At 72.6% G+C, this 24,718-nt stretch carries 23 protein-coding genes; 17 read left to right on the top strand and 6 right to left on the bottom strand.

Annotated elements, in window-relative coordinates:
- The first annotated feature begins 8 nt into the window (after positions 1-8).
- The 11 genes from ACN268_RS28705 to ACN268_RS28655 all read left to right on the top strand — a co-directional run bounded on the left by ACN268_RS28705 (position 9) and on the right by ACN268_RS28655 (position 12,816).
- A complete protein-coding gene (locus ACN268_RS28705; protein WP_088646044.1) occupies positions 9-242 on the top strand; it encodes an Lrp/AsnC ligand binding domain-containing protein in 234 nt (77 codons plus the stop codon).
- Positions 243-872: a DUF3515 family protein gene (locus ACN268_RS28700; RefSeq protein WP_421486109.1), complete on the top strand. Its 630-nt coding sequence runs from the start codon at positions 243-245 to the stop codon at positions 870-872.
- 57 nt (positions 873-929) lie between these two features.
- Positions 930-1,796 (top strand): MFS transporter, encoded by an 867-nt coding sequence (locus ACN268_RS28695; protein WP_421486107.1) that lies wholly within the window; start codon positions 930-932, stop codon positions 1,794-1,796.
- Between the two features lie 668 nt (positions 1,797-2,464).
- Positions 2,465-4,597: a hypothetical protein gene (locus ACN268_RS28690; RefSeq protein WP_421486105.1), complete on the top strand. Its 2,133-nt coding sequence runs from the start codon at positions 2,465-2,467 to the stop codon at positions 4,595-4,597.
- 46 nt (positions 4,598-4,643) lie between these two features.
- A complete protein-coding gene (gene pelF, locus ACN268_RS28685; protein WP_421486103.1) occupies positions 4,644-6,485 on the top strand; it encodes a GT4 family glycosyltransferase PelF in 1,842 nt (613 codons plus the stop codon).
- Positions 6,485-8,002 (top strand): hypothetical protein, encoded by a 1,518-nt coding sequence (locus tag ACN268_RS28680; RefSeq protein WP_421486101.1) that lies wholly within the window; start codon positions 6,485-6,487, stop codon positions 8,000-8,002. Before pelF ends, ACN268_RS28680 begins: the two co-directional genes overlap by 1 nt.
- Positions 8,003-8,039: 37 nt before the next feature.
- The gene (locus ACN268_RS28675) at positions 8,040-8,843 is read left to right on the top strand and encodes a sugar phosphate nucleotidyltransferase (protein ID WP_421487021.1); all 804 of its coding nucleotides are present in this window, start codon (positions 8,040-8,042) and stop codon (positions 8,841-8,843) included.
- The gene (locus ACN268_RS28670) at positions 8,840-9,733 is read left to right on the top strand and encodes an NAD-dependent epimerase/dehydratase family protein (protein ID WP_421486100.1); all 894 of its coding nucleotides are present in this window, start codon (positions 8,840-8,842) and stop codon (positions 9,731-9,733) included. The genes ACN268_RS28675 and ACN268_RS28670 overlap by 4 nt, the downstream gene beginning before the upstream one ends.
- Before the next feature lie 52 nt (positions 9,734-9,785).
- Positions 9,786-11,162, top strand: a complete 1,377-nt coding sequence (locus tag ACN268_RS28665) for a nucleotide sugar dehydrogenase (RefSeq protein WP_421486099.1) — start codon at positions 9,786-9,788, stop codon at positions 11,160-11,162.
- Positions 11,159-12,124 (top strand): NAD-dependent epimerase/dehydratase family protein, encoded by a 966-nt coding sequence (locus ACN268_RS28660; RefSeq protein ID WP_421486098.1) that lies wholly within the window; start codon positions 11,159-11,161, stop codon positions 12,122-12,124. The genes ACN268_RS28665 and ACN268_RS28660 overlap by 4 nt, the downstream gene beginning before the upstream one ends.
- Complete coding sequence (locus tag ACN268_RS28655) at positions 12,124-12,816, top strand: hypothetical protein (RefSeq protein WP_421486097.1); 693 nt, start codon at positions 12,124-12,126, stop codon at positions 12,814-12,816. The genes ACN268_RS28660 and ACN268_RS28655 overlap by 1 nt, the downstream gene beginning before the upstream one ends.
- 146 nt (positions 12,817-12,962) lie before the next feature.
- Here ACN268_RS28655 and ACN268_RS28650 read toward each other — a convergent pair whose 3' ends face one another.
- The gene (locus ACN268_RS28650; RefSeq protein ID WP_421486095.1) at positions 12,963-13,583 is read right to left on the bottom strand and encodes a TetR/AcrR family transcriptional regulator; all 621 of its coding nucleotides are present in this window, start codon (positions 13,581-13,583) and stop codon (positions 12,963-12,965) included.
- Positions 13,584-13,688: 105 nt separating this feature from the next.
- Between ACN268_RS28650 and ACN268_RS28645 the strand changes: the two genes are divergently transcribed.
- The gene (locus ACN268_RS28645; RefSeq protein WP_421486094.1) at positions 13,689-14,711 is read left to right on the top strand and encodes a hypothetical protein; all 1,023 of its coding nucleotides are present in this window, start codon (positions 13,689-13,691) and stop codon (positions 14,709-14,711) included.
- A 26-nt stretch (positions 14,712-14,737) separates the two neighbouring features.
- On the opposite strand, the gene ACN268_RS28640 is transcribed toward ACN268_RS28645, so the two are convergent.
- Complete coding sequence (locus ACN268_RS28640; RefSeq protein WP_421486092.1) at positions 14,738-15,334, bottom strand: TetR/AcrR family transcriptional regulator; 597 nt, start codon at positions 15,332-15,334, stop codon at positions 14,738-14,740.
- A gap of 217 nt (positions 15,335-15,551) precedes the next feature.
- Here ACN268_RS28640 and ACN268_RS28635 point away from each other — a divergent pair, with 217 nt between their 5' ends.
- Together ACN268_RS28635 and ACN268_RS28630 are read left to right on the top strand one after the other, a co-directional pair.
- Positions 15,552-16,571 (top strand): aldo/keto reductase, encoded by a 1,020-nt coding sequence (locus tag ACN268_RS28635; RefSeq protein WP_421486091.1) that lies wholly within the window; start codon positions 15,552-15,554, stop codon positions 16,569-16,571.
- 24 nt (positions 16,572-16,595) lie between these two features.
- Positions 16,596-17,474 carry an LLM class flavin-dependent oxidoreductase gene (locus ACN268_RS28630; protein WP_421486090.1) on the top strand — a complete coding sequence of 293 codons (879 nt, stop codon included), beginning with the start codon at positions 16,596-16,598 and terminating at the stop codon, positions 17,472-17,474.
- Between the two features lie 247 nt (positions 17,475-17,721).
- On the opposite strand, the gene ACN268_RS28625 is transcribed toward ACN268_RS28630, so the two are convergent.
- On the bottom strand, positions 17,722-17,937 hold the full coding sequence (locus ACN268_RS28625; protein WP_421486089.1) for a hypothetical protein: 216 nt from the start codon (positions 17,935-17,937) through the stop codon (positions 17,722-17,724).
- Between the two features lie 236 nt (positions 17,938-18,173).
- On the opposite strand from ACN268_RS28625, the gene ACN268_RS28620 reads away from it, so the two are divergent.
- Complete coding sequence (locus ACN268_RS28620; RefSeq protein ID WP_421486088.1) at positions 18,174-19,583, top strand: alpha/beta fold hydrolase; 1,410 nt, start codon at positions 18,174-18,176, stop codon at positions 19,581-19,583.
- A 9-nt stretch (positions 19,584-19,592) separates the two neighbouring features.
- Here ACN268_RS28620 and ACN268_RS28615 read toward each other — a convergent pair whose 3' ends face one another.
- The gene (locus ACN268_RS28615; protein WP_421486086.1) at positions 19,593-20,537 is read right to left on the bottom strand and encodes an oxidoreductase; all 945 of its coding nucleotides are present in this window, start codon (positions 20,535-20,537) and stop codon (positions 19,593-19,595) included.
- A 66-nt stretch (positions 20,538-20,603) separates the two neighbouring features.
- On the opposite strand from ACN268_RS28615, the gene ACN268_RS28610 reads away from it, so the two are divergent.
- Together ACN268_RS28610 and ACN268_RS28605 are read left to right on the top strand one after the other, a co-directional pair.
- Positions 20,604-21,188, top strand: coding sequence for a TetR/AcrR family transcriptional regulator (locus ACN268_RS28610; RefSeq protein ID WP_421486084.1), 585 nt, complete (start codon positions 20,604-20,606; stop codon positions 21,186-21,188).
- Between the two features lie 40 nt (positions 21,189-21,228).
- On the top strand, positions 21,229-22,098 hold the full coding sequence (locus ACN268_RS28605) for an alpha/beta fold hydrolase (protein ID WP_421486083.1): 870 nt from the start codon (positions 21,229-21,231) through the stop codon (positions 22,096-22,098).
- 142 nt (positions 22,099-22,240) lie between these two features.
- Here the strand turns inward: ACN268_RS28605 and ACN268_RS28600 are convergent, their stop codons facing one another.
- Together ACN268_RS28600 and ACN268_RS28595 are read right to left on the bottom strand one after the other, a co-directional pair.
- Positions 22,241-23,242, bottom strand: a complete 1,002-nt coding sequence (locus tag ACN268_RS28600) for a trypsin-like serine peptidase (RefSeq protein WP_421486081.1) — start codon at positions 23,240-23,242, stop codon at positions 22,241-22,243.
- 270 nt (positions 23,243-23,512) lie between these two features.
- On the bottom strand, positions 23,513-24,607 hold the full coding sequence (locus tag ACN268_RS28595; RefSeq protein ID WP_421486080.1) for a D-alanine--D-alanine ligase family protein: 1,095 nt from the start codon (positions 24,605-24,607) through the stop codon (positions 23,513-23,515).
- Between the last annotated feature and the right edge of the window lie 111 nt (positions 24,608-24,718).

Raw genomic sequence — 24,718 nt, 5'->3', positions numbered from 1 at the left:
GTCGAGTCGTGGTACAGGCGTACATCCTCATCCAGACCGAGGTGGGCCGGGCGCGCGACGTGGCCGGCCTGATCGCGGATCTTGCCGGCGTGGTACGCGTCGACGCCGTCACCGGGCCGTACGACGTGGTCGTCCTCACCGAGGCGAACACCGTCGACGAACTCGGCAAACTGATCGTCAGCAACGTGCAGATGGTGCCCGGCATCACCCGCACCCTCACGTGTTCGGTGGTGCGCCTGTAAGTGGACGAGAATACCTCCTCCCCCGAGACCCCGACCGACGTCGCGCCCACCGCCGACCGGCCGGCGACGGACCGGTCGACCCGGCGGGCCGCGCTCTGGGCCACCCTGGTCGCCGTGCCGGTGACGGTGGCCGTGGCGGGTTTCACCTTCGCCAAGCTCTCCCCGGAAGCACCGGTCGCCGCGCCGGAGGCGTCGCCGAGCAGTGCCGGGCCGAGGTCCAGCGCCCCGGTCGAGATGCCCGCCCCGGCGCTGGCCGAACGGCCCGGTGTGGTGTGCCGGGCGCTGGTGTCGCAACTGCCGGCCACCGTGCGGGACCTCGCCCAGCGGCCGGTGACCGCCGGCGCCGAGCAGAACGCCGCCTACGGTGACCCGGCGTTGACCGTGGCCTGCGGGGGTGCCGAGCCGACCGTGGACGCCACCGCCGACGTGTGGACCGTCAACCGGGTCTGCTGGTACGCCGACGAGCGGTCGGACGCCACGGTGCTCACCACGCTCGACCGGGAGACCGCCGTCACGGTGACGGTGCCCCGGGCGTACGAGGGGGCGTTGCAGTGGCTCACCCCGATCTCCGACGCGGTGGTCGCCTCCGTGCCGTCGGGCGGCGACAGCCCGGCCGGCTGCCGGGGCTGAGCCGGGGCCGGCAGCCCGCCCGCCCTCTCGTTCCTCCTCGGCACCGTCGTCCTGGACATGCTCGGGCTGATCGTGCCGACCCTGCCCGCCCTGCCGACCGCCGTCACCGAGGATGCCGCCGCCGCTGTCCACCAGTCGACCTGGACGTTCTTTCTCACCCACCAGTTCGCCTGGGGCACCGCGCGGATCGGCACCGTGCTCGCGGCGGGGGCGCTCGCCGGGGCGCCCTTCCAGGCCAGGGCGGTCGGGCCGGTGGTGCGTCGGCTCGGGGACAAGCGGGCCGCGGTGGTCGGCGGTCTGCTCGGCGTCGTCGCGCTGGCGGGTACGGCGTTCGTGACGGTGCCCTGGTTGCTCCACCTGCTCCAGGCGGTCGGCGTCCTCGCCGCGGTGGGGGGAGCCGCCGCTCAGTCGTGGCTCTCCCGGCTGGTCCGCCCCGACGAGCAGGGCACGGTGCAGGGGGCGCTCAGCTCGATCGGGGCCGCTGCCGAGACGGTGGTGCCGGTCGCGGCCGGCGCGGTGTTTGCCTGGTCGCTGGCGAACACGGCACCGGGCCCTGGTCTTCGTCGGCGCGGCCGTCTTCGCGGCCGGTTCGACGCTCCTGCTGGCCACCACACCCGACCTGCGGCAGCCCTGACGTCACCCGGCCGGCGGTGCGGGGAAAACTGCGCGACCGGTGCCGCCGGACCGGCCGCCCGATGCGTCGAGTGCGGACTCAGCCTGCCCGTTTCATCAGGTCGCGCCGACCGACTCCGCCGACGCACGTCCACTTCTGCATTTGCGCACCGTGGAACTTCCACGAAACCGATCGGGTCAGCAAAACGATTTGGCTCCGGACGCGTTGATAGCCGAGACAGCGAAGGGCTTCCATTGGCTGGGAATGGGCAACTCCTGACGCTGGGAACCGCTTCTGCCGAAACTGGCTGATTCGACGGTCAGCGCTGTGGTATTAGCCATTTCCGGACGGGTTCACCCGCCGCCCGTGCCGCAGAAAGTCAACATTCTCCGCGATGCGCCGTCGATCAAGCGATTGCCCGACAAAAGGCGCAAGCGGCAACCGGGTGACACCGGGTTGACCGTGCTTCTAGCTGCGAGAACGTCGGATGTGACCCGCTCCGGCGCGATCCGCCGTCGGCGCAGCGACAGGCACCAACCGAAGGGACGGCCGGAAAATCGGCTGATCGGCGGGCCAGCATGGACTGATCGGCCACTCTTGCCCCACCGCGACAGGTGCGACCCGAGCGAATGGCCGATGTGCACGACGTTCCGCACCCGACCGCCGACCACATTCTGGCCACGGTCCGCTACAGCTGTGTGAAGTGAACGTGAATGAGGTGTTTCGATCACTTCGGAAAAGAGCACGTCAGCGCACCTGACACCGACCGGCAACATCACCAAGATCAGCGCAAAGCACGTTGCCGGAAGACAACTTCGTACGCACGGCGCTAACACCCGACCCCGCTTGCGTCAATGCTCCACATGCGACAGGATCATGCGCGGAATCCGAACCAATAATTGCTAGCCTTCGATGGCGACCCCGCCGGTCCATACAGGATCGGCGGCATTGTTCACATCTCCTCATCGGAGGTCACCACATGGTCCACACCGGACCTACGCGCCGTCGCGCGAACCGATTCGCCCTCGCCGGGCTGACCGCGCTCACGGTCCTGCTCGGCACCCAGACCCCGGGCCTCGCCCAGCCGCCGACCGCGCCGCGCACGCTGGCCCAGCCGCCGAGCGCACCCGGCCTCGGCCAGGTCGCCAGCAAGAAGGAGGCCCGCCCCGGCCCGTTGCCCACCCGGGCCGGCACCGTCAAGGTCGCCCCGTCGTCGGGTGCCCGCAGCGGCGGCGTGGGCACCCAGGCGATCAACGACAAGGTCGCCCTCCGGTCGCTGATCGTGGCCACCAACACGGCGGACTTCGGCGTAGCCACGCTCACCACCACCCTCGACCGGGTCGGCGCGAGCTACGACATCATCTACACCGCCAACCAGACCCTCTCGGCGAGCACGCTCGTCGACTCCAACGGAGTCGGCAAGTACAACGCGATCCTGCTCACCAACAGCATGTTGATCTACGAGTCGGGCGGCAACTACCTGGAGGGCCTCAGCAGCACGGAGTGGACCACCCTCTGGGCCTACGAGCGCAACTTCCAGGTCCGGCAGGTGGCCCTCTACACCAGCTACGGCACCTGGCCGGAGGACTACTGCCTCAACTCCGCGGGTGAGACCGCGGTCGGCGACACCCCCCTGCCGGTCTCCCTGACCACCGCCGGCGCCGGGGTCTTCGACTACCTCAAGAGCACCGCCGAGATCCCGGTGACGCAGTCCTACGTCTACAAGACGTCGATCAAGAGCGGTTGCAACGCCGACGCCCTGCTGACCAACGGGTCCAACGTGCTGGCCGTACGCACGACGTCGACCGACGGTCGGGAGCGCCTCGCCCTGACGTTCACCTCGAACCAGTACCTGCTCCACTCGGACCTGCTGGTCTACGGCCTGATCCGGTGGGCGACCAAGGGCCTGCACTTCGGTGAGCAGAAGCACCACCTCAACGTCGACATCGACGACTGGTTCAGCTTCTCGGACCACTACAAGGAAGACGGCACCGTCGAGTACAGCCCCGGCTTCCAGACCACCGGGCACGACGCGGTCAACCTCGACGCCAAGCAGACCGCGCTGCGCGCCGCGCACCCGCTGGCGTCCGGGTTCACCTTCAACATTCCCTACAACGGCGCCGAGATCGACCCGTTCGCCGGCAACACGTGCAGCCCGAACGGCGACGCCACCACGCTGACCGCCACCACGAAGTGCCTGAAGAACAACTTCCGGTGGATCAACCACACCCTGACCCACCCCGCGTTGAACACCACCGACTACACCACCACCCACGACGAGATCAGCACGAACCAGACCGCGGGCACCTCGATCGGGCTGAACCCGCCGGCCAGCGTGCTGAAGACCCCCGAGTACTCCGGCCTCGGGGTCTACAACAACTCCAGCGGCGTGCTCACCGACCACGGCCTCTCCGCGTCCAACCCGGACCTGATCGACGCGGCCGCCGACCTCGGCATCACCACGCTGGCCGGCAACATGTCGTTCGCCAGTCACGTGCCGGCGCACTTCAACGCGTCCACCGCGCACCCGCTGGACCCGAGCATCGCCGTGGTGCCGTGCTGGCCGACCAACATCGCCTACCACACCACCAACCAGGCCGAGGAGACGCACTTCTACAACGCGTTCTACGGCCCGAACGGCCACTTCCCCTACTGGCCCACCGACCGCACCTACGCCCAGCTCCTGGACTACGAGGCCTCGGTGGGGCTGCAGCACGTGACGTCCGGCTCGATCTACGCGCACACGTTCCACGTCGCCAACGTGCGTGACTACGGCTCGGGCAACAGCCTGGTCACCGACTGGGTGGGCGCGGTGCTGACCAAGTACAGCTCCTACTACTCGGTGCCGCTGCTGAACTCGGCGTGGACCGACATCGCCACCTACACCAGGGCGCGTACGGCCCACTTCGCCACGCTCGGCGCCGGGGCGTCGGCGATCTACGACCGGACCACCGGTGAGATCACGGTGACCTCGCCGGCCGCCGGCTCGCTCCAGCTCGGGGGCGTGGCCGCGACCACCACGGGTGCCGGCACCTACGGCACCGACGTCACCGTCCCGGTGACGCTGGCGGCGAACACCCCGGTCACGTTCACCGCCGCGCCTCGCCTGTAGGGCGAGACGGCGACATCAGAACAGCAAAGGTAAACGGGAGCAATTGGTGAGGATCGCACTGGTCTCGGAGGGCACCTACCCGTACGCGATGGGTGGGGTGAGCATCTGGTGCGAACAGCTCATCCGGGGAATGCCGGACTACCGGTGGGAGGTCGTGGCGCTCACCGTGGACGGCACCGAGGAGCCGGTGTTCGACCGGCCGGCCAACCTCGACCGTGTGCACTCGATCCCGCTGTGGGGCGGCCGGCCGACAGGCCGCCGCCCCCGGCGGGGGGTGCTGGTCCCCGCCGGACGGCCCGGCACCGAGTTCATGCAGTCCTACGAGGTGTTCCTGCGGGCCCTGGTCACCCCCCTGGAGTCGACCCGTTCCCAGGCCGGTGCGGTCAACCGGAGCACCTTCCTGCTGGCCCTGCGCGGCATGTTCGAGTACGCCTCCGCCGGCGGTGACCTGAGCGCGGCCCTGCTGTCCAACGAGGCGCTGCGGATGATGCTGGAGGCCTGGCACACCCTGCGGGTCGAGGAGACCGGACCGGCCCCCACCGTCGCCGACGCGTTGGAGGCGGCCTGGCTCATCTCGCACATGCTGCGGCCGTTGAGCGCGCCACCGGTACGCGCCGACATCGTGCACTCGTCGATGAACGGTCTGGCCACCCTCGTCGGGATGGCCGCCACCTGGACGTACGGCACCCCGCTGGTGCTCTCGGAGCACGGCATCTACCTGCGCGAACGCTACATCTCCTACCTGCACGACGACGCGCCGCACCCGGTCCGGGTGCTGGTGCTGAGCTTCTTCCGCTCGCTCGCCGGTGCGGCCTACCTGATCACCGGTGCACTCGCCCCGCACTCGCAGTACAACCGGCGCTGGCAGCTGCACAACGGCGCCGACCCCGAGCGGATGTGGACGATGTACAACGGCGTCGACCCGGACGAGTTCCCACCCGCGGCCGGCGAGCCGGACGTGCCGACCATCTCGTTCATGGGCCGGATCGACCCGCTGAAGGACCTGCACACCCTGATCCGGGCATTCGCGCTGGTACGGGCCGAGATCCCCGAGGCCCGGCTGCGCATCTTCGGCGGCACGCCGGCCGCCAACAAGGTCTACCACGAGAGCTGCGAGGCGCTGATCGACGAACTCGGGCTGACCGGCCACGCCGTCCTGGAGGGCCGGGTCGGCAGCGCCGTCGAGGCGTACCACGCGGGCAGTCTGGTGGCGCTGACCAGCATCTCCGAGGGCTTCCCCTACACGGTGGTGGAGGCGATGGCGTGCGGCCGGCCGACCGTGTGCACCAACGTCGGCGGGGTCGCCGAGGCGGTCGGTGACACCGGTTTCGTGGTCGCGCCGCGCGACGTCGCCGCGATCGCCGCCGCCTGCGTCACGATGCTCAACGACCGGGACCTGCGGCTGCGGCTGGGGGCGACGGCCCGGCAACGGGTGCTGGAGCGGTTCACCCTGCAACGGTCGTTGCAGGCGTACCGCGACATCTACGAGCGGCTGGCCACGCCGCGTGGGGCGTCGCCCGCGCCGAAGCACCTGCGCGGTCAGGCCCAGGGTTTCGTCCGGGTGCCGAACCGGCCGACCCGACCCGGGGTGGCGTCGGTCGCCGCCCGCCCCGCCGCCGTGCCCACGGTCCGGCCCGAGGTGGCCCCCGTCGCCGCGACGCCCGTCGTCGCCCGGCCCGAGCCGACCCCGGTCACCGCCCGGCCCGAGGTGTCGCCGCTGGCCGGGCGGGTGCCCCGCCAGCGGGGTCCCGAGCAGTACTCGGCGGCGGCGTACCGGACCCGCCACGACCCGAACTCGGCCGCGCCGGAGCTGCCGCAGCCGGCCGGCCCGGGCCCGGACGACGACGAGACGACGACCGTCATCATGCGTACCACCGGTGGTCGCTGATGACCGGGGCCACCGACCCGGACGGCACCGATCCGTTGTTCCGCCCCGTCGCCACGATGACCACCGAGCCGGGGCCGGCCGAGAGCCCCGAACGCACCATCCTGCTGCCCCGGATCTCCACCGACCCGGTGGACGACCTGGTCGAGCGGGTCCGGCCCCGGTTGGCCCGCGCGGTGGACGCGTTGCAGGTCGCCGCCGCCCTGGAGGCGGACGGGCACACCGACCGGGCCGCCCAGGTCGAGTACGGCTACCGCGACGTCTTCGTCCTCGCCGCCGAGGTGTTCCGGCGGTTGGGCCCGGCCCCGGCCGTCGAGGAACAGCCGGCCGCCGCGCCGGGGGCCGGCCGGGACCGGCGGGGCGACCTGCGGACGATCTCCCACGGCCTGCTGTACGTGCTGCCGAGCGCCGCGTTCCCCGCCGTGCTGTCGGTGGTGGGACGGTCGGGGCTGGTGGCCGGGATGATCCTCGCCGGCACGGTCGGCTGGATCTGGTCGGGCGTGGTCGCCTACGCGGCGTTCCGCCTGCTCGGCCTGGGCCGGGCCCGTTCGGCCAGCCGGGTACTGCGGATCGCCGCGCTGACCGCTGTGCTGCTCGGCCTGGCCGCCGGTGCCCTGATGCTGCCCTACGGCGGGCTGCCGCTGGCCGCGATGATGGTCTGCCAACTGGCCTACCAGCTGGCCAGCACCCTGCTGGTCTTCTACCGGCGGGAGGGCTGGCTGGCCGTCGCGCTGGTCCCGGCCGTCCTGGCCAGCGGGGTGTTCCTGGTCGCCGGTGGGGGGACGGCACGCCGCTGGGCGGTGGGCGCGGCGGCCCTCGGCGTGCTGGCCGCGTTCGCCGCCGGGCTCTGGGCCACCCGGTCCGCCGCCCGGTCGACCGAGCCGGCCCCCCGCGACCCGCTCTGGCCGGCGTGGCCCGCCCTGCTCGGCGTCGCCGGGTACGGGCTCTGCTCGGCGGCGCTGCTCTTCCACGCACAGGCGCCCTACCTGCTGGGTCAGTGGGACGTCGCGGCGTCGGCGGTGCCGCTGATCCTGTCCATGGGGTTCGTCGAATGGCGGACCAGCCGGTTCTGGGCGAGCGGGGTCGCCCTGTCCCGGCGGGCCCGGTTCCCGCGCACCTTCGTCGCCGGGATCTGGCGCACCATCGGCCGGGAGTTCGCGGTGTGCCTCGCGGTGCCGGCGGTGTTCGGGGCGCTGCTGCTCGTCGCGCTCGACCGGGCCGGCGTGCTGTCCACCGCCGGGGTGGTGATGACGGCCGCCCACGTGGCGCTCGCCGGGGCGTACTACCTGGCGTTCCTGCTGGCCGGTCAGGGCCGGTACGGCTGGCTGTGCCTGTCGATGACGGTCGTGATCGTGCTGCACGTCGGCGGGGGTGCGCTGCTCGGCGTCGCCCCGCTGCTCGGGCAGGGCGGCGACCCGCTCACCGACACCTCGCTGCACCTGGTCAGCGTGCTGCTGCTCCAGGCGCTGTTCGCGCTCGGTCTGGTTCCGGTGATCGGGCAGGTTCGGCACTACCGATAGTCCACTTGAGACCTATGGGGAGGTCCGGTTGCACGCGGTGATCCTTGCCGGTGGCAAAGGGGTACGGCTACGGCCGTACACGACGACGCTGCCGAAGCCCCTGATGCCGATCGGGGACAGCCACTCGATCCTGCAGATCGTGCTCGACCAGCTCGCCTCGCGCGGGTTCACCTCGGTGACCCTGGCGATCAACCATCTCGGCCCGCTGATCCGGGCGTTCGTGGGCGACGGCAACCGGTGGGGGCTGGCCATCGACTACATCGAGGAGGACCGACCGCTGTCCACGGTCGGCCCGCTGTTCGGCCTCAAGGACCGGCTGCCCGAGGAGTTCCTGGTGATGAACGGGGACGTCCTCACCGACCTGGACTACGGCGACCTGCTGCGCAGCCACCAGCGCTCCGGGGCGGGCCTGACCCTGGCGACCTCCGAACGGGTGCACCGGATCGACTTCGGCGTGCTCGACGTGGACGCCGGGCGGGTCGTCGGGTTCCGGGAGAAGCCGGCGCTGCGCTACCCGGTCAGCATGGGCGTGTACGGGATGTCGCGGCGGACCCTGGAGCCCTACCCGGCCGGGTTGGCCCTCGGCTTCGACCAGCTCGTGCTGGACCTGCTCGCCAGCGGTGACCCGCCGATGACGTACCCGTTCGACGGGTTCTGGCTGGACATCGGGCGGCCGGAGGACTACGACGAGGCGAACCGGTCGTTCCACCAGCTCAAGCCGATCCTGTTGCCGGCCGGGGCCACCCCGGTGGAGGCGACCGTCGGCGAGCCGGTGGGGGCCGTCGGCGAACCGCTGGCCGCCGACCTGACGGGCGTGGTGGGCGCCGGGGAGCTGACGTGACCCGGGTGCTGCTGTTCGGGGCGTCCGGGTTCATCGGGGGGCACGCCCGCGCCGCGCTGACGGCGGACCCCCGGGTGACCGAGGTGGTCTGCCCGGGGCGGACGACCCACGACCTGCTCGACGGCACGCCGGACGCGCTGGCCGGGCTGCTGCGGGAGGTCGCCCCGGACGCGGTGGTCAACTGCGTGGGCGCGCTCACCGGCTCCGCCGGGCAACTGGTCACGGCGAACACCCTGGTCGCGGCGAAACTGCTGGAGGCGACCGCCGCCGCGGCACCACGGGCCCGGCTGGTCCGGCTCGGTTCGGCAGGCGAGTACGGGCCGGTGCCGGACCGGGTCCCGGTCACCGAGGACTCCCCCGCCCGCCCGGTCAGCGCGTACGGCGTCAGCCACCTGGCCGGCACCCGGCTGTTCCAGCTCGCCGGGGAGGCCGGCGAGGTCGACGCGGTCTCGCTGCGGGTGTTCAACCCGATCGGCCCCGGCATGTCGCAGGAGAACCTGCTCGGTCGGGCGGCGGCCCGGCTGCGGGCCGCCCTGGACGACGGGGCCACCGAGATCACCCTGGGGCCGCTGTCGGCGTACCGGGACTTCGTCGACGTGCGGGACCTGGCCGCGCTGGTCGTCGCGGCGGTCCTCGCGCCGACGCTGCGGCACCGGATCGTCAACGCCGGCAGCGGCCGGGCCGTCACCGCCCGGGAGGCGGTCGCCCTGCTGGCCGACGCGGCGGGTTACCGGGGCCGGGTCCGCGAGGCAGGTGCCGGGCCGCAGCGCTCGCAGGCGGTCGACTGGATCCAGGCCGACATCGGCCGGGCCGCCGGGCTGGGCTGGTCACCGGTGCGTGACCTGGCCACCTCGATCAAGGACATCTGGGCCGCCGGCGACGCGCGGTGAGCCGACGGACCGCTCCCCCTTCACGACACACCCGCACACGAGAGGACAGCAGATGAGCATGAAGATCGGGGTCGTGGGCCTGGGCTACGTGGGGCTCACCCTCACCGCCGCCCTCGCCGACAAGGGCTTCACGGTGTACGGCGCCGACGTGTCACCGGCGGTGCTGGACGCGCTGTCGCACGGCCGGCCGCACATCTTCGAGCCGGGCATCGAGGACGTCTTCGCCGCCCACCTCGGCACCCGCATCCACGTCGCCGCCGACCTGCCGAAGGACACCGTCGACGTGGCGGTGATCAGCGTGTCGACGCCGGTGGACAACATGACCCACCGGCCCAACCTGGCGAACCTGGCCGCCGCCGCCCGGGTGGTGGCGGCGAGCTGCCGGCCGGACACCCTGGTGGTGGTCCGTAGCACGGTGCCGGTGGGCACCAGCCGTCGGGTGGTGCTGCCGGAACTCCAGGCCGCCTGGGGTGAGCGGGTGAAGCTGGTGATGGCCCCGGAACGCACCATCCAGGGGCAGGCGCTGCGGGAGCTGGTGGAGCTGCCGCAGGTGATCGGCGGTCTGGACGACGACAGCCTGGTCGCCGCGACCGAGTTCTTCAACGGGCTGGTCCGCACCATCGTCCCGGTCTCCAGCCTGGAGGCCGCCGAGCTGGTGAAGCTGTCCAACAACTGCCACACCGACCTGATCTACGCGTTCGGCAACGAGATCGCGCTGGTCGCCGAGCGGCACGGCCTCGACCCGCTGGAGGTGATCCGGGCGGCCAACGTCGACTACCCGCGCCCCGATCTCGCCAAGCCCGGGTACGTGGGCGGCGGCTGCCTCTCCAAGGACCCGTACATCATGATCGACAGTGCGGGTGACCGCCGGCCGTTCCTCGTCGGCAAGGCCCGCCAGCTCAACGAATACCTGCCGATCCACGTCGGCGAGACGGTGGTGCGGATGCTCGTCGAGGCGCGCGGGCGCAGCCTCGGCGCCCGGCTGGCGGTGCTCGGGTGGGCGTACAAGGGCTGGCCGGCGACCGACGACATGCGCGGTACGCCGATCGAGCCGATGATGCGGGTGTTCTCCGCCGCCGGGGTCACCGTCCTCGGTCACGACCCGATGGTCACCGACGACGTGATCCGCCAGTACGGCGGCGAACCGGTCAGCCTGGACAAGGCGTTCACCGAGGCGGACGCCGTCCTGATCATCAACGACCACCCGGACTACCGGGCGTTGCGGGTGCCCGAGGTGCTCGGCGCGACGCCACCGGCGTTCGTCTACGACTCGTGGCGGGTGCTCGACGCAGACGCGGTGCTGGCCGCCGGGGTCCGCTACGCCGGGCTCGGCTACCTGCCACCGGCCCCCGCCGAGGCGGCCCGCGCGGACGCCGCGACCGTCGCCGCCGGTGCGGGCGCGTCGAACACCACGGCGGTGTCGGCATGAGGGCGCTGCTGCTCGGCGGGGCCGGCTTCATCGGCCTGCACCTGGCCCGCCGGCTCGTCGCCGACGGGCACCGGGTGACGATCGTGGACGACTTCTCCCGGGGCCGCGACGACGCCGACCTCGACCGGCTGCGCGCCGACCCGGCCGTGCAGGTGGTCTCCGGCGATCTGACCGACCCGGCCACCTGGGCGGCGCTGCCGACCGGTTGGGACCAGATCTACCTGCTCGCCGCCGTCGTCGGCGTGCGCAACGTGGAGCAGGACCCGGCCCGGGTGATCCGGGTCAACACCCTGTCGGCGCTGCACCTGCTCGACTGGGTGGCCCCGGACGAGCGGGTCTTCTTCGCCTCCACCAGCGAGGTCTACGCCGGGGGCGTGACCGCCGGGGTGGTGCCGGTGCCGACGGACGAGACCGTGCCGCCGATGATCTCCGACATCGCCGCGCCCCGGTTCGCGTACGCGGCCAGCAAGCTGCTCGGCGAGGCCGCCTTCCTGCACACGGCGCGGGCCCGGGGGTTCGAGACCGTGGTGGGCCGGTTCCACAACGTGTACGGCCCCCGGATGGGCGCCGACCACGTCATCCCGGAGATGTCGCTGCGCGCCCTGCGTGGGGCCGACCCGTTCCCCGTTCCCGGTGCCGACCAGTTCCGGGCGTTCTGCCACGTCGACGACGCGGTCGAGGCGATGGTGCGGCTGATGGCGGCACCGGCCGCCGCCGGGCAGATCGTGCACATCGGCAACGACCGCGAGGAGACCAACATCGGCGACCTGGCCAAGCTGGTCCTGCGGGTGGCCGGGGTCAGCCCCGCCATCGCCCCCGGCAACGCGCCACCGGGATCGGTCGCCCGCCGCTGCCCGGACCTGTCCCGGCTGCGTGAGCTGACCGGCTACGAGCCGGGCGTCAGCCTGGAGGAGGGGGTCCGCAGCACGTTCGCCTGGTACCGGGAACACGGGTGGACGTGATGAACCGCCGCCCCATCTGCTTCTACTACGGCGACGGCCGCCTGCCCGAGCTGACCCGCTACGTACGGGTGGTGCTGCAACCGGACTTCTACCGTCCGGCCGAGCTGCGCTACCTCGCGGCGCAGGACGTGCAGACCCTCGGCTACCTGTCGCTGTCGGAGGACCAGGGGCCGCCCGCGCCCTGGCAGCGGCAGGAACGCAACCCGGACTGGGGTGGCGCGTTCGTCCACGTCGACCATCCCGGGTGGGTGTCGCACGTGGTGGGGCAGGCGAAGCAGGCGATCGCGCAGGGCTTCGCCGGGCTGTTCCTGGACACGCTCAACGTCGAGCTGACCTTCCCGGAGGACGTGCCGCACCTGCTGACCCTGGTCGCCGCGATCCGGGAGGAGGCGGAGCCGGCGTACCTGCTGGCGAACCGGGGCTTCGGCATGCTGCCCCGGCTGGCCGAGATCGTCGACGGGATCGTCTTCGAGTCGTTCTCGGCCCGGTGGACCGACCAGGGCTACGCGCCGTGGCCGCCCGACGTGCTGGAGTTCCACGCCCAGATCGCCGAGCAGCTGCTCCAGCTGGAGCTGGACCTGTACAGCCTCGACTACGCCGACAGTCAGGGCCTGACCGATTTCGCCGAGCGCCGGGCCCGGCAGTTCGGGCTCCAGTCCTCGGTCAGCGACCGCGCCCTGTCGCGTACCTGACCGCCTCACCGGGGCGGGACCGCTGCGGTCCCGCCCCGGCCGGTATCCCCGCCCCCGCCGGGCCGGGACCGGACCGCGCGTCGGCACCACGCGCGTCCGGCATCCACCCGGCGGGGGCGGGGTTACACCGGAGCCGGTCGGGTGGGTCAGGCGGCGTCGAGCGCCGGGGCCAGCGGCAGCAGCGCCGCCCGGACGAGGTCCGGTAGCGGCGCGGACGGCACCACGAAACCGGCCATCGACGGCACCTCGCCGGTGCCGTGCAGCCACTGCCGCAGTGCCAGCCGGGCCGCCGCGCCGACCGCGGCGGCGAGCACCTGGGCGGCCAGCGTTCCGACGTGGGGACAGCGGGTGGTGACCGCCCCGGCCAGGGGCTCCTCGAACGTGGTGACGGCCTCGACGTAGCAGGCGCGCAGCGTGGGGCTGGCGGCGATCATCAGCAGCGCGGCGGGCGGCTGGTCGCCGGGGTCGGCGTACAGGCCCACGACGGCGTCGACGACCGCGTCGGCGAGGCCGACCCCCGGCGGCCGGGCGAGCACCGCCGCCGCGACGCCGGCCGCGCGGTCGGCGGCGACCCCGGCGACGATGGCCTGCTCCCGGCTCGGGAAGTAGTTGTTGTAGGTCCGGGTCGACACGCCTGCCGCCTGGGCGATCTCCTCGACGCGGACGTTGTCCGGCCCGCGTTCCAGCGCGAGGCGCAGCGCCGCCGCCTGCAGCGCCTCCCGGGTGGCCCGCTTCTTGCGTTCCCGCAGCGTCGATGGGTCGGTCACGGTGCCACTGTCGCACACACGATGCGTGCGCGCAAAATTGCGTGCACGCAAAATTATGCTACGGTCCCTCCGAACTCCGGCAGCACCACGACCGAAAGGACCGACATGCGCGCCAAGGGCATGGCCTACGACACCGGCTTCGTCACCGACGGCGTCACCTCGGTGCCGCACTGGGACCCCGAGGTGGTCCGGCGGGAGCTGGCCATCATCCGGGACGACCTGCACTGCACCGCCGTCCACCTGGTCGGCGGCGATCCCGGGCGACTGGAGTCCGCCGCCCGGATCGCCGCCGAACTCGGACTGGAGGTGTGGTTCTCGCCGTACCCCCTGGAGCTGGAACCGGACCTGATCCGCGCCCTGTTCCTCGACTGCGCCGAGCGGGCCGAGCGGCTCCGTGCGGCCGGGGCCGAGATCGTCTTCGTCACCGGCGCCGAGCTGAGCATCATGAACCGCGGATTCGTCGAGGGGGACCGCCTCGCGGACCGCCTCGCCCACCTGTTCACCGACCCGGACGGCCGGGCCGGGCGCATCGCCGGGGTCCGCACCCGCCTCGACGCGTTCCTGCGCGCCACCGTGGCCGCCGTCCGCGAACGCTTCCACGGCAGGGTCACCTACGCCGCGATCCCGTTCGAGGGCGTCGACTGGGACCTGTTCGACGTGGTGACCGTCGAGCTGATCCGCTCCGCCGAGGTCGCCGACCAGTTCCGCGACGGCGTACGCCGGCTCGTCGACCAGCCCAAGCCGGTCGCCGTCACCGGCTTCGGCACCGCGACCTGGCGCGGCGCGGGCGACGTCGCGCCGCGCAGCATGGAGATCATCGAGTACGGCCCGGACGGCAGGCCCCACCGGCTGGACGGGGTGTACGAGCGCGACGAGCAGGGCCAGGCCGCCTACCTGGGCGAACTGCTCGACATCTTCGACAGCGAGGGCGTCGACAGCGTCTTCGTCCACCTGTTCGCGCTGCCCAGCCTCCCGCACCGACCGGACGGCGACCCGCGCGACGACCTCGACCTGGCCAGCCCCGGGATCGTCAAGGTGCTCGACGGGCGCACCGGTGCCACGTACCCCGGCCTGCCCTGGGAACCGAAGGCCGCGTTCGCCGCGGTCGCCGCGCACTACGCGCGCTGATCCGGCCGGGCGGACGGGGTCGCCCCTCAGCGCAGCCGCAGCCCCGCGACGAGGAGGCCGACCATCCGGCGGGCGTCGTAGTAGGGGGCGCGGCCGGCGCAGAGGTTGCCGACCGCGAACAGCAGTTCCCGGGGATCGGTGCCGGGGCGGATCTCGCCGGCCGCGACGGCGGCGTCGAGCAGGCGGGCGCAGGCGGGCACGAGGTGGTCGAGGAAGTACCCGTGCAGCGTCTCGTAGGCGGCGGTGTCGGAGTTCATCGCCCCGGCGAGGCCGTGCTTGGTGGCCAGGAAGTCGACGAACTGGTCGATCCAGGCGGTCAGGGCGGCGTACGGCGGGCGGCCGTCGGCGAGCAGGGCCGGCGCGGCCTCGGCACACGCCTGCACCTGGTGCCGGTAGACGGCGACGATCAGGTCGGCCCGGGTCGGGAAGTGGCGGTAGATGGTGCCGACACCGACGCCGGCCCGCGCGGCGATGTCGCGTACCGGCACGTCGACACCGGCGGCGAGGAAGGCCGCGGCGGCCGCCTCCAGCAGGGTCGCCTCGTTGCGTCGGGCGTCAGCCCGCTTCCGGGGCGCGTCGGCGCGTTCGGGTGGGGTGGGCGACCCCGGTCCACCGTCGGCCATGCGTCGTCACCTCCGGGCACCCTTGGCAAACGGAACAGCGTTCCGTATAGTTCAGAGCGGAACATGGTTCCACTTGGACCATGATGCCAGAGCCCGACGGCCGGTGACCAGCCGCGCCCTCGTCCCTCCCCCACCAGCCCACGGCGCGTCCGCACGCGCCGCGGTTCCCGGCGGCACCGACCGGCCGCCACCCCGTCACCCCGTGGAGGAAACCCTCATGCAGTACCGCACCCTCGGCCGCACCGGCGTCCAGGTCAGCACCCTCGTACTCGGCGCGATGAACTTCGGTGCCATCGGCCGCACCGGCCAGGCCGAGGCCACCGCGATCATCGACACCGCCCTGGAGGGCGGGATCAACCTGATCGACACCGCCGACCGGTACAGCCAGGGCGAGTCGGAGGAACTGGTCGGCCGGGCCATCGCCGGCCGCCGCGACGACATCGTGCTGGCCACCAAGGCGGCCATGCCGATGGGCGACGAACGCAACCACCGGGGCACCTCCCGCCGCTGGCTGCACACCGCGCTCGACGGCAGCCTGCGCCGGCTCGGCGTCGACCACATCGACCTCTACCAGATCCACCGCTGGGACCCGACGACCAGCGACGAGGAGACGCTCTCCGCGCTCACCGACCTCCAGCGGGCCGGCAAGATCCGCTACTTCGGCTGTTCGACGTTCCCCGCGTACCGCCTCGTGCAGGCCGAGTGGGCCGCCCGGGAACACCACCTGGGCCGGTACGTCACCGAGCAGCCCAGCTACTCGATCCTGCAACGCGGCATCGAGACCCACGTCCTGCCCGTCACCGCGCAGTACGGCCTGGGGGTGCTCGCCTGGAGCCCGCTGGCCTCGGGGTGGCTGTCGGGCGCGGTCCGGGCGGGTCGGGAGATCACCACCCACCGCGCCGACGTCCTGCCCGAGCGCTTCGACCTCGCCGTCGCCGCCAACCGGGCCCGGCTCGACGCGGTCGAGCAGCTGACCAAGGTCGCCGAGGAGGCCGGGCTCACCCTGATCCAGCTCGCGCTCGGCTTCGTCACCGCGCACCCCGCCGTGACCAGCGCGATCATCGGGCCCCGCACGCCGGAGCACCTGCGCAGCCAACTCGCCGCCGCCGACACCGTGCTCACCGCCGACGTGCTCGACGCCATCGACGCCATCGTCGCCCCCGGCGTCGACCTGGCCCCCGGCGAGAAGCACGACACCCCGCCGGCCCTGCTCGACCCGGCACTACGCCGCCGCTGAGCGCCGGATCAGGAAGGACGGCACATGCCGCACCCCACCTCCCTCCGCATCGGGATCATGACCGCACCGATGCAGGTCCACTACCACGACGTGCTGCGGGTCTGGCGCGAGGCGGACGACATCCCCGAGATCGCGCACGCCTGGCTCTTCGACCACCTGATGCCGATCGGCGGCGACCCCGACGGGCCGGCGTACGAGGGCTGGACGCTGCTCTCCGCCCTCGCCGCCCAGACCCGCCGGCTGCGCCTCGGCCTGCTCGTCACCAGCAACCGGTTCCGCCCCCCGGCGATGCTCGCCAAGATCGCCACGACCGTCGACATCGTCTCCGGCGGACGGCTCGACTTCGGCATCGGCGCCGGCTCCCGCCCCGGTCACCCGGCGGCCCGCCGCGAGTACACCGCCCACGGCCTGCCCTACCACGACTTCAGCCACTCGGTGCAGAGCCTCGCCGAGGCGTGCACGGTCATCAGGCGGCTGTGGACCGAGGACGCGCCGTTCGACTTCCACGGCGAGCACGTGCGGTTGACCGGGGCCTACGGTAATCCGAAGCCGGTGCAGCGGCCGTACCCGCCGATCGTCATCGGCGGACGCTCGTCGGCCCTGCTGCGGGTCGTCGCCGAGCACGCCGACGTGTGGAACGTCCCCGGCGGTGGGGACATCGGGGACGTGGCCGCCCGCAGCGCGCTGCTGGACCGCTACTGCGCCGAGATCGGCCGCGATCCCGCCTCGATCACCCGCTCGATCCACCTGCCGGTCTCCTACGACCGGCCGGCGGAGACCCGGGCCGCGATCCGCGCGGCGACCGCCGCCGGGTTCGGGCACGTGATCCTGGGGTTGACGCCGCCCTATCCCGTCGGCGTCGCCCGCTGGATCACCGACGAACTCATCACCCCGTCGGTCTAGCCGGGACGAGGCCTCCGGTTCCTGCGCATCCGGCTCAGCCAGCCCGGGCGTCCGTCCAGCACCGGCCCCCCGGAGGTGGCCCGGCCACGTCCGGGCCGGACCGACGTCAGCTCACGCAGACAGGGCCGGGTCGTTTGCGTCGATCGTCAGCTGCCAGAACACCACAGCCCCACCCTGACCGCGCGGCGTCCGACGTCCCGGGGCGCGACCGACGGCGGCCGGTCGCAGCGCTGACGTCGCCGCGCGGTCACCGGGTCGACGGCACCGCTCCCGACCGGCCGGCCCGTCCGGAGCGCTTGAGCAGCACCGCGCCCCCGGCGACGAGGACGACACCCAGGACCATCCCGACGACGTTGCCCTGGGTCAGCGAGGCCAGCGCACCCAGCACGCCCACCACGACCAGCAGCACACCGAGAACCCGCAGCAGCAGACCACCGACGGTCTTCATCTGTCCGTTCGCCATACCAACCCTGTTCCCCGCTCGCACCGTCCACAAACGACCAACGGGGGACCGCCCGGGCCGCCTACCGTGCGGTCGACGCCTCGGAGAGGAGTCCACCGCTGGATCACCGACGAGCCCGCCACCCCGTCGCGGTGGTCGGAACGCAACCTCAGGGACGAGATCCGGGTTCCTCCGCATACGGCTCGGGTGGGCCGGGGTCCAGGGTGGACGGGTAGCCACAACCTGGGAGGTCCGCCGTGTTCCGACGTACCGTGACCGTCGTCGTCGCCGTGTCCACCGTCCTCGCCGGTCTCCCGGCGGTGGCCCAGGCGCGTCCCGGGCCACCGCCGGGCCTCGTCTGGGGTGAGTGTCCCGACGATCTGCCCGACGTGCCACCCGACCCGCGCGTGCGGTGCGCCCCGCTGCGCCTGCCGGTGGACTGGGCCAGCCCGGACGGCCGCACGTTCACGCTCGTCGTGGCCCGTCGGGCGGCCCGGGTGGCGGAGCAGCGGGTGGGCACGCTGGTGTTCGGTCCGGGCGGCCCCGGGGACTCGGGGGTGGAACGCATCCGCCGGGGGGACCGGTTCAGCGACGAGCTGCTGGACCGGTTCGACCTGGTCAGCTTCGATCCGCGTACGGTGGCCCGCAGCGCCGCCCCGGTCTGCACTCCCGACCCGGAGCTGCGCAGGCCGCCCGTCGTGCTGACCGGCCAGGCCGACTTCGACGCCACGGTGGCCTACAACCGGGCGCTGTGGCACCGGTGTCGCCCGACCAGCCCGGTGTTCACCCACGCCGACACGCTCAGCACGGTGCACGACCTGGAGGCGCTGCGGCGTGCGCTGGGTGAGCGGCGGCTGACCTTCCACGGCAGCTCGTACGGCACGCTGCTGGGTCAGCAGTACGCCGAGCGGTATCCCGACCGGGTCCGGGCCGTGGTGCTGGAGGGCGTGTTCGACCACAGCCTGGACGTGCGGTCCTTCGTCCGTACCCAGGCGGCGGCACTCCAGGACGCCTTCGACGAATTCGTGACCTGGTGCGACAGCTCGCCCGGGTGCGTGCTGCACGGCCGGGACGTCCGGGCGGTCTGGGCTGCGGTGCTGGCCCGCGCCGACAACGACGGGTATGCCCCGCGCACCGCCTTCGACGTCACCGCCGTGGCCCTCGGGATGCTCGCCGGCCCCCGCTTCCCACAGCTGGCCGAGGCCGTCCGGGACATGGCCGCCGGCATGCCGCCGCCCGAGGTGAGACTCCCGGTGGCCGTGGCGGTCTTCTGCGCGGACTGGCCGGCCACCGTCCGCGACCACCACGGGTACGCGGCCCTGGTCCGGGCGGCCAGGGCCGTCGCACCGGACGTCCGCTACGGTGCCGGCCTGCTGGCCGTGCACACCTGTCTGGGCTGGCCGTCCCCGGTCCGGAATCCACCGCACGAGCTACGGGTGCGCACCCGCACGCCGCTGCTGCTGCTCAACGCCCGGCACGATCCCCGCACCGGCCACGCCTGGGCCACCCACGTCGCCCGACAGCTGGACCGGCACGGACGCCTGGTCACCTACGAGGGCTCGGGCCACGGCACCTACCTGCGCAACGCGTGCACCGTCGCCGTGGTCGACAGGTACCTCGTCGACCTGACCCTGCCCGCCGCCGACGCCCGTTGCCCCGCCGGGTGAACCGTCCCGTCAGCGACCCACCGGGGTCCGGCCCGTGCCGTCGGCGGTCACCTGACTCACGGGCTGGGCGGCCAGGGGGAAGGTGACGCCGGTCAGCTCCTCGGACACCGTCCACAACCGACGGGCGACGGCACCGTCGCGGGCGTTGCTGGAGCGACCGACGAGCTTCGGCGCGCCACGCCCTTCGAAAAGGCCGTCCGGCCCGGCGTAGCTGCCGCCCGGGATGTCGGCGACCGCCGCGTAGAGGGTGGGCGACGCGCCGTCGACGTCGCTCTGTGCGAACCGGTTGACCAACGCCGTCTGGAGCCGGTTCCACCAGGAGCGGTCGCCGTCGAGGTGCCCGAGCAGGTTGGTGGCGGCCAGGCCGGGATGGGCGGCGGTCGCCAGCACCGGCGAGCCGACCTCGGTGAGCCGGCGGTGCAGTTCGGCGGTGAACAGCAGGTTCGCCAGCTTCGACTGGGCGTACGCGGGGAACGCCCGGTAGGGGCGGCGCTCCCAGTTCAGGTCGGCGAAGTCGATCTTTCCGGCCCGGTGCGCGGAGGAGGCGACGGTGACCACCCGCCCCCGGATCTGCGGCAGCAGCAGGTTGGTGAGCGCGAAGTGCCCGAGGTGGTTGGTGCCGAACTGGAGCTCGAACCCGTCGGCGGTACGGGTCGGCGGCGGGATCATCACGCCGGCGTTGTTGACCAGCAGGTCGATCGGCCCGGTCCAGCCCTCGGCGAACGCGCGGACGGAGGCGAGGTCGGCCAGGTCGAGCCGGCGCACCTCGACGTCGCCGGTCATGCCCGAGGCCGCGGCGGCGCCCCTGGCGGGGTCGCGGACGGCGAGCACGACCCGGGCGCCCCGGGCGGCGAGCGCCGTCGCGGCGACCCGGCCGATGCCGCTGTTCGCGCCGGTCACGATGACGGTACGGCCGGTCAGGGCGGGGATCTGGGCGGTCGTGAATGTTGTCATGGGAAACAATGTATACGGCGACAACAATGTCGGCAACGGCGACATTGTTCGGGCTACCATGACCCCGTGCCCGCGTACCACCACGGAAACCTGCGGTCGACGCTGCTCGCCGCCGCCGAGCGCAGCCTGCGCCAGCACGGCGCGGGCCAGCTCTCCCTGCGCGAACTGGCCCGGGAGGCGGGCGTCAGCCACGCCGCGCCGCGCCGGCACTTCGCCGACCGGCAGGCGCTGCTGGACGCCCTCGCCGAGGCCGGGTTCGCCCGGCTGCACGCCGAGCTGCGCGCCGCGCTCGCCGACGCGGGTGCGGACTTCGGGCCGCGCCTGCACGCCGTGGCCGCCGCCTACCTGCGGTTCGCCACCGAGGACGCCGCCCTGCTGGAGCTGATGTTCACCGGCAAGCACCGCGAGGGGGCCGAGCACCTCGTCGCGGCCGCCGCCGGCCCGTTCGGGCTCCTGCACGACCTGATCACCGAGGGACAGGCCCAGGGGGTGCTGGAACCCGGCCCGCCGGAGCACGCCGGCATCGTGCTGTTCGCCACGTTGCAGGGCATCGCCACGCTGGTCAACGGCAACCTGGTCGCACCCGGTCTGCTCGACGGGATCACCCGGACGGCGGTCGACCAGTTCATCCGGGGGTCACGCCGTCCCTGACCGCCGGACGGTGTCGGGGGCCGGTCGTAGGCTCAGCGCCATGACGAGGACGCACACGCTCACCCTGCCGGGAGTGGAACTGGTCTACGACGTCCGCGGCCCGCTTCCCCCGGCCGACGGGCGTCCCGCCCTGGTCATGATCGGCCAGCCGATGACGGCCGAGGGCTTCGACGCGCTCGCCGCCCAGTTCGCCGACCGCACGGTCGTCACCTACGACCCGCGCGGCCTGGGTCGCAGCGTCCGCACCGACGGCCGGTCCGACCACACGCCCCAGCAGCAGGCCGACGACCTGCACCACCTGATCGGGGCGCTCGACGCCGGCCCCGTCGACATGTTCGCCAGCAGCGGCGGGGCGGTGACCGCGCTCGCCCTGGTCGCGGCCCACCCCAACGACGTCGTCACGCTGGTGGCGCACGAGCCGCCCATCAACGCCGTGCTGCCCGACGCCGCCGCCGCCGAGCGCGCGCGGGCCGCCTTCCACGAGGCGTACCAGGCGAGGGGCGCCGGCGCGGGAATGGCCGCGTTCATCGTGATGACGTCGTGGCAGGGCGAGTTCACCGACGCCTACTTCGCCCAGCCCGAGCCCGATCCGGCGACGTTCGGCCTGCCGACCGGCGACGACGGCGGCCGTGACGACCCGCTGCTGTCCAAGAACTCGTGGCCGGTCACCGACTACCGCCCCGACGCGGCGGCACTCACCGCCGCACCGACCCGGATCGTCATCGCGGTCGGCGAGGAGTCGACCGGGACGTACACCGCCCGGACCGCCGTCGGCACCGCCCACCTGCTCGGCCAGGAGGCCACCGTGTTCCCCAGCCACCACGGCGGCTTCCTCGGCGGTCACGCCGGCTACGCCGGCAGGCCCCGGGAGTTCGCCGCGAAGCTCCGTGAGGTGCTGGCCACCCCCTGACCGACGCCCCCCGTTGAGCCGAAACAGCGGTGTCCGGGCCACGGAATACCGCTGTATCGACCCGACAGGCGCATTTCCCGGGGCCCGGAAACAGACCGGAGCCCCGGCCGACGGCCGGGGCTCCGGTGCGGGGAGGGTGGATTTACGCGGGAGAGCCGGCTTCGGCGTAGTCGTACAGGCTCTTGATGTCGTCGTCGTAGTAGGGGCCGTCGAATTGCCCGTTACCCGGATTGTCGCCGTGGCTGACGGTGCTGTTGATATAGCCGGCGCCGATCGAGTCGTTGTATTCCTGCAACCACGGCCCACCGCTGGAACCGTAGGTCATGTTGCAGTACATCCGGATCTGCTGGCCACCGGCGTCCCAGGTCGTGCTCTGGCAGTACTGCTGGCTCTCCCCGCCGCCGAGGTTGGACGGGTAGCCCAGGGCGGTGACCGCCACGGAGTAGCCCCAGTTCCAGCGCAGCCCGTTGCCCCCGACGGTGTCGACGACCTTGGCGTTGTAGGTGCCGCCGTTGGACATCACCGCGATGCCCATGTCCTCGGCGTAGCTCGACGAGCTGGCCCACGCGCCCCGGGTGGAGAGGCTGTAGGCCACGAAGGTGCCGAACGGCCGCACACCGTTGCGGTACCGGGGGACGAACTGCCAGTTGGAGTACCACCCACCGCCGGCACCCTGGTGTACGCAGTGCCCGGCGGTCACCACGAGCCGCCGCTTGGCGCTGGCGACGGTGCTGGCCGAGCAGGAGGCGGTGCCGCCGCCGGGGACGGTGAAGTAGACCTTGCCCACGGTCACCGCCTCGTTCAGCATCGTCCGGGGGCCACCGGCGATGCTCGGGGCCACCGGAGCGACCGTGCCGGCCGGTCCGGTGGGCCGCGGCGCGCGGCTCGACGACGTGGCGGCCCGCGCCGACTTCGGGAAGTCCAGGTCCACGGCGGACGCCATACGTTCCGGGGTCCAGAAGTCGGCGACCTCCTTCGCGATCTTCTCATTGGTGATCGCCCGCCCGTCGAGGGTACGGGCGATCGCCGTGATGTTTCCTTTCCCGTCGGTCGTGGTCGAATTCGCCTCGGCTGCCGGCGCACCGGCCAGGATGAGGGTGAATGCCGCACCGGCACTCACCGACCAACGCAGAGCGGATTTCAAGAGGACCTCCTCTGCCCCTTGCACCTATCCGAACTCCGGCAGCATATTGAGACACGACTATTGATCACAATGACGGCCGATAATTGTCAGGAATCCGTGCCGCACCACCACGGACGCCATAACCGACGTCGATTTTTTTCAGCCCTGGGATATGCGACGCACCGCGTCGGCTCCCGGCGGGGGCAGTTCCCGGACGACCCGGGACACGCCTGTCGACGCCCCCCGGGCGGGGGCGTCGACGAGAGGGCGGACCGGCAGCCGGTGCGGCGGTCAGTGCCGGTGCAGCGCCGTGCGGATCAGCCGGTTGACCAGCTTGGGGTACTCCAGGCCGCTGGCCGCCCACATCCGGGGGAACATCGACGTCGGGGTGAACCCGGGCATCGTGTTGATCTCGTTGAGGTAGACGTCCAGGTCGGGGGTGACGAAGAAGTCGACCCGGGCCAGGCCGGAACAGTCCAGTGCGGTGAAGGCGCGGGTGGCGTACTCCTGGACCTGGTGGGTGACCCGGTCGGGCAGGACGGCGGGGACGTCGTACTCGCAGACCTCGTCGGCGTAGAGGTACTTGGCCTCGAAGTCGTACCACTCGCGGTCGCCGACCATCCGGACCTCGGCCAGCACGGACGCCTCGGGCGCTCCGCCGGCCTCACCCTCCAGCACGCCACACTCGATCTCCCGGCCGACGACCGCGGCCTCGACGAGCACCTTGGTGTCGATCTCCCGGGCGACGGCGACCGCGTCGTCGAGCCGCGCCCAGTCGTCGACCCGGGTGATGCCGAACGACGAGCCGGCCCGGGACGGCTTGACGAAGACCGGCAGGCCCAGCCGCTGCTTGTCGGCCTCGCTGAGGGTCATCCCGTTGCGCAGCACCGCGTACGGGCCGACCGGGATGCCCTCGGCGGCGCAGAGCTTCTTGGTGAACTCCTTGTCCATCGCGGCGGCGGAGGCGAAGACGTTCGCGCCGACGTACGGGACGTCGGCCATCTCCAGCATGCCCTGGATGGTGCCGTCCTCGCCGTACGCGCCGTGCAGCACCGGGAAGACCACGTCCACGTCGGCGAGCGCGCGGGGACCTTCGGTCGGGTCGAGCACCAGCAGGCCACCGGCGGTGGGGTCGGTCCGCAGCACCACCTCGGCCCCAGCCCCGACGGTGACCTCCGGGAGCCTGCGCGCCCGGATCGCCAACTCGCCCGGGTCCCCGCTGGTCAGCACCCACTGGCCCTGCCGGGTGATGCCGACCGGCACCACGTCGTACTCGTCGGGGTCGAGCGCGCCGAGCACGCTGCCCGCGCTGACGCAGGAGATGCCGTGCTCGGGGCTGCGCCCGCCGAACACGATCGCCACGCGGGTCTTGCCTGGGGTGGTCACTCGGGTCACCTCTCGGTACGCGACTGCGGAGCCGTCAGTTGCGCTCACCCGACTGACCTTACTGTGGGTTGCGGCGGACCGATGGTGATACCCGGCAGGAAGCGAGTGACC

It is taken from the genome of Micromonospora sp. WMMD735 (genome assembly GCF_049178995.1).
Taxonomy (GTDB): domain Bacteria; phylum Actinomycetota; class Actinomycetes; order Mycobacteriales; family Micromonosporaceae; genus Micromonospora; species Micromonospora wenchangensis.
Note: the sequence above shows the minus strand (reverse complement) of the source record. Positions and strands in the feature narration are given on the sequence as shown.

What these genes read in the sequence shown, in the direction of transcription:
- ACN268_RS28695 (WP_421486107.1), top strand. Translation starts at nt 930, where the DNA reads ATGCTCGGGCTGATCGTGCCGACCCTGCCCGCCCTGCCGACCGCCGTC.
- ACN268_RS28690 (WP_421486105.1), top strand. Translation starts at nt 2,465, where the DNA reads ATGGTCCACACCGGACCTACGCGCCGTCGCGCGAACCGATTCGCCCTC.
- ACN268_RS28680 (WP_421486101.1), top strand. Translation starts at nt 6,485, where the DNA reads ATGACCGGGGCCACCGACCCGGACGGCACCGATCCGTTGTTCCGCCCC.
- ACN268_RS28665 (WP_421486099.1), top strand. Translation starts at nt 9,786, where the DNA reads ATGAGCATGAAGATCGGGGTCGTGGGCCTGGGCTACGTGGGGCTCACC.
- ACN268_RS28660 (WP_421486098.1), top strand. Translation starts at nt 11,159, where the DNA reads ATGAGGGCGCTGCTGCTCGGCGGGGCCGGCTTCATCGGCCTGCACCTG.
- ACN268_RS28655 (WP_421486097.1), top strand. Translation starts at nt 12,124, where the DNA reads ATGAACCGCCGCCCCATCTGCTTCTACTACGGCGACGGCCGCCTGCCC.
- ACN268_RS28645 (WP_421486094.1), top strand. Translation starts at nt 13,689, where the DNA reads ATGCGCGCCAAGGGCATGGCCTACGACACCGGCTTCGTCACCGACGGC.
- ACN268_RS28640 (WP_421486092.1), bottom strand. Translation starts at nt 15,334, where the DNA reads ATGGCCGACGGTGGACCGGGGTCGCCCACCCCACCCGAACGCGCCGAC.
- ACN268_RS28635 (WP_421486091.1), top strand. Translation starts at nt 15,552, where the DNA reads ATGCAGTACCGCACCCTCGGCCGCACCGGCGTCCAGGTCAGCACCCTC.
- ACN268_RS28630 (WP_421486090.1), top strand. Translation starts at nt 16,596, where the DNA reads ATGCCGCACCCCACCTCCCTCCGCATCGGGATCATGACCGCACCGATG.
- ACN268_RS28625 (WP_421486089.1), bottom strand. Translation starts at nt 17,937, where the DNA reads ATGGCGAACGGACAGATGAAGACCGTCGGTGGTCTGCTGCTGCGGGTT.
- ACN268_RS28615 (WP_421486086.1), bottom strand. Translation starts at nt 20,537, where the DNA reads ATGACAACATTCACGACCGCCCAGATCCCCGCCCTGACCGGCCGTACC.
- ACN268_RS28605 (WP_421486083.1), top strand. Translation starts at nt 21,229, where the DNA reads ATGACGAGGACGCACACGCTCACCCTGCCGGGAGTGGAACTGGTCTAC.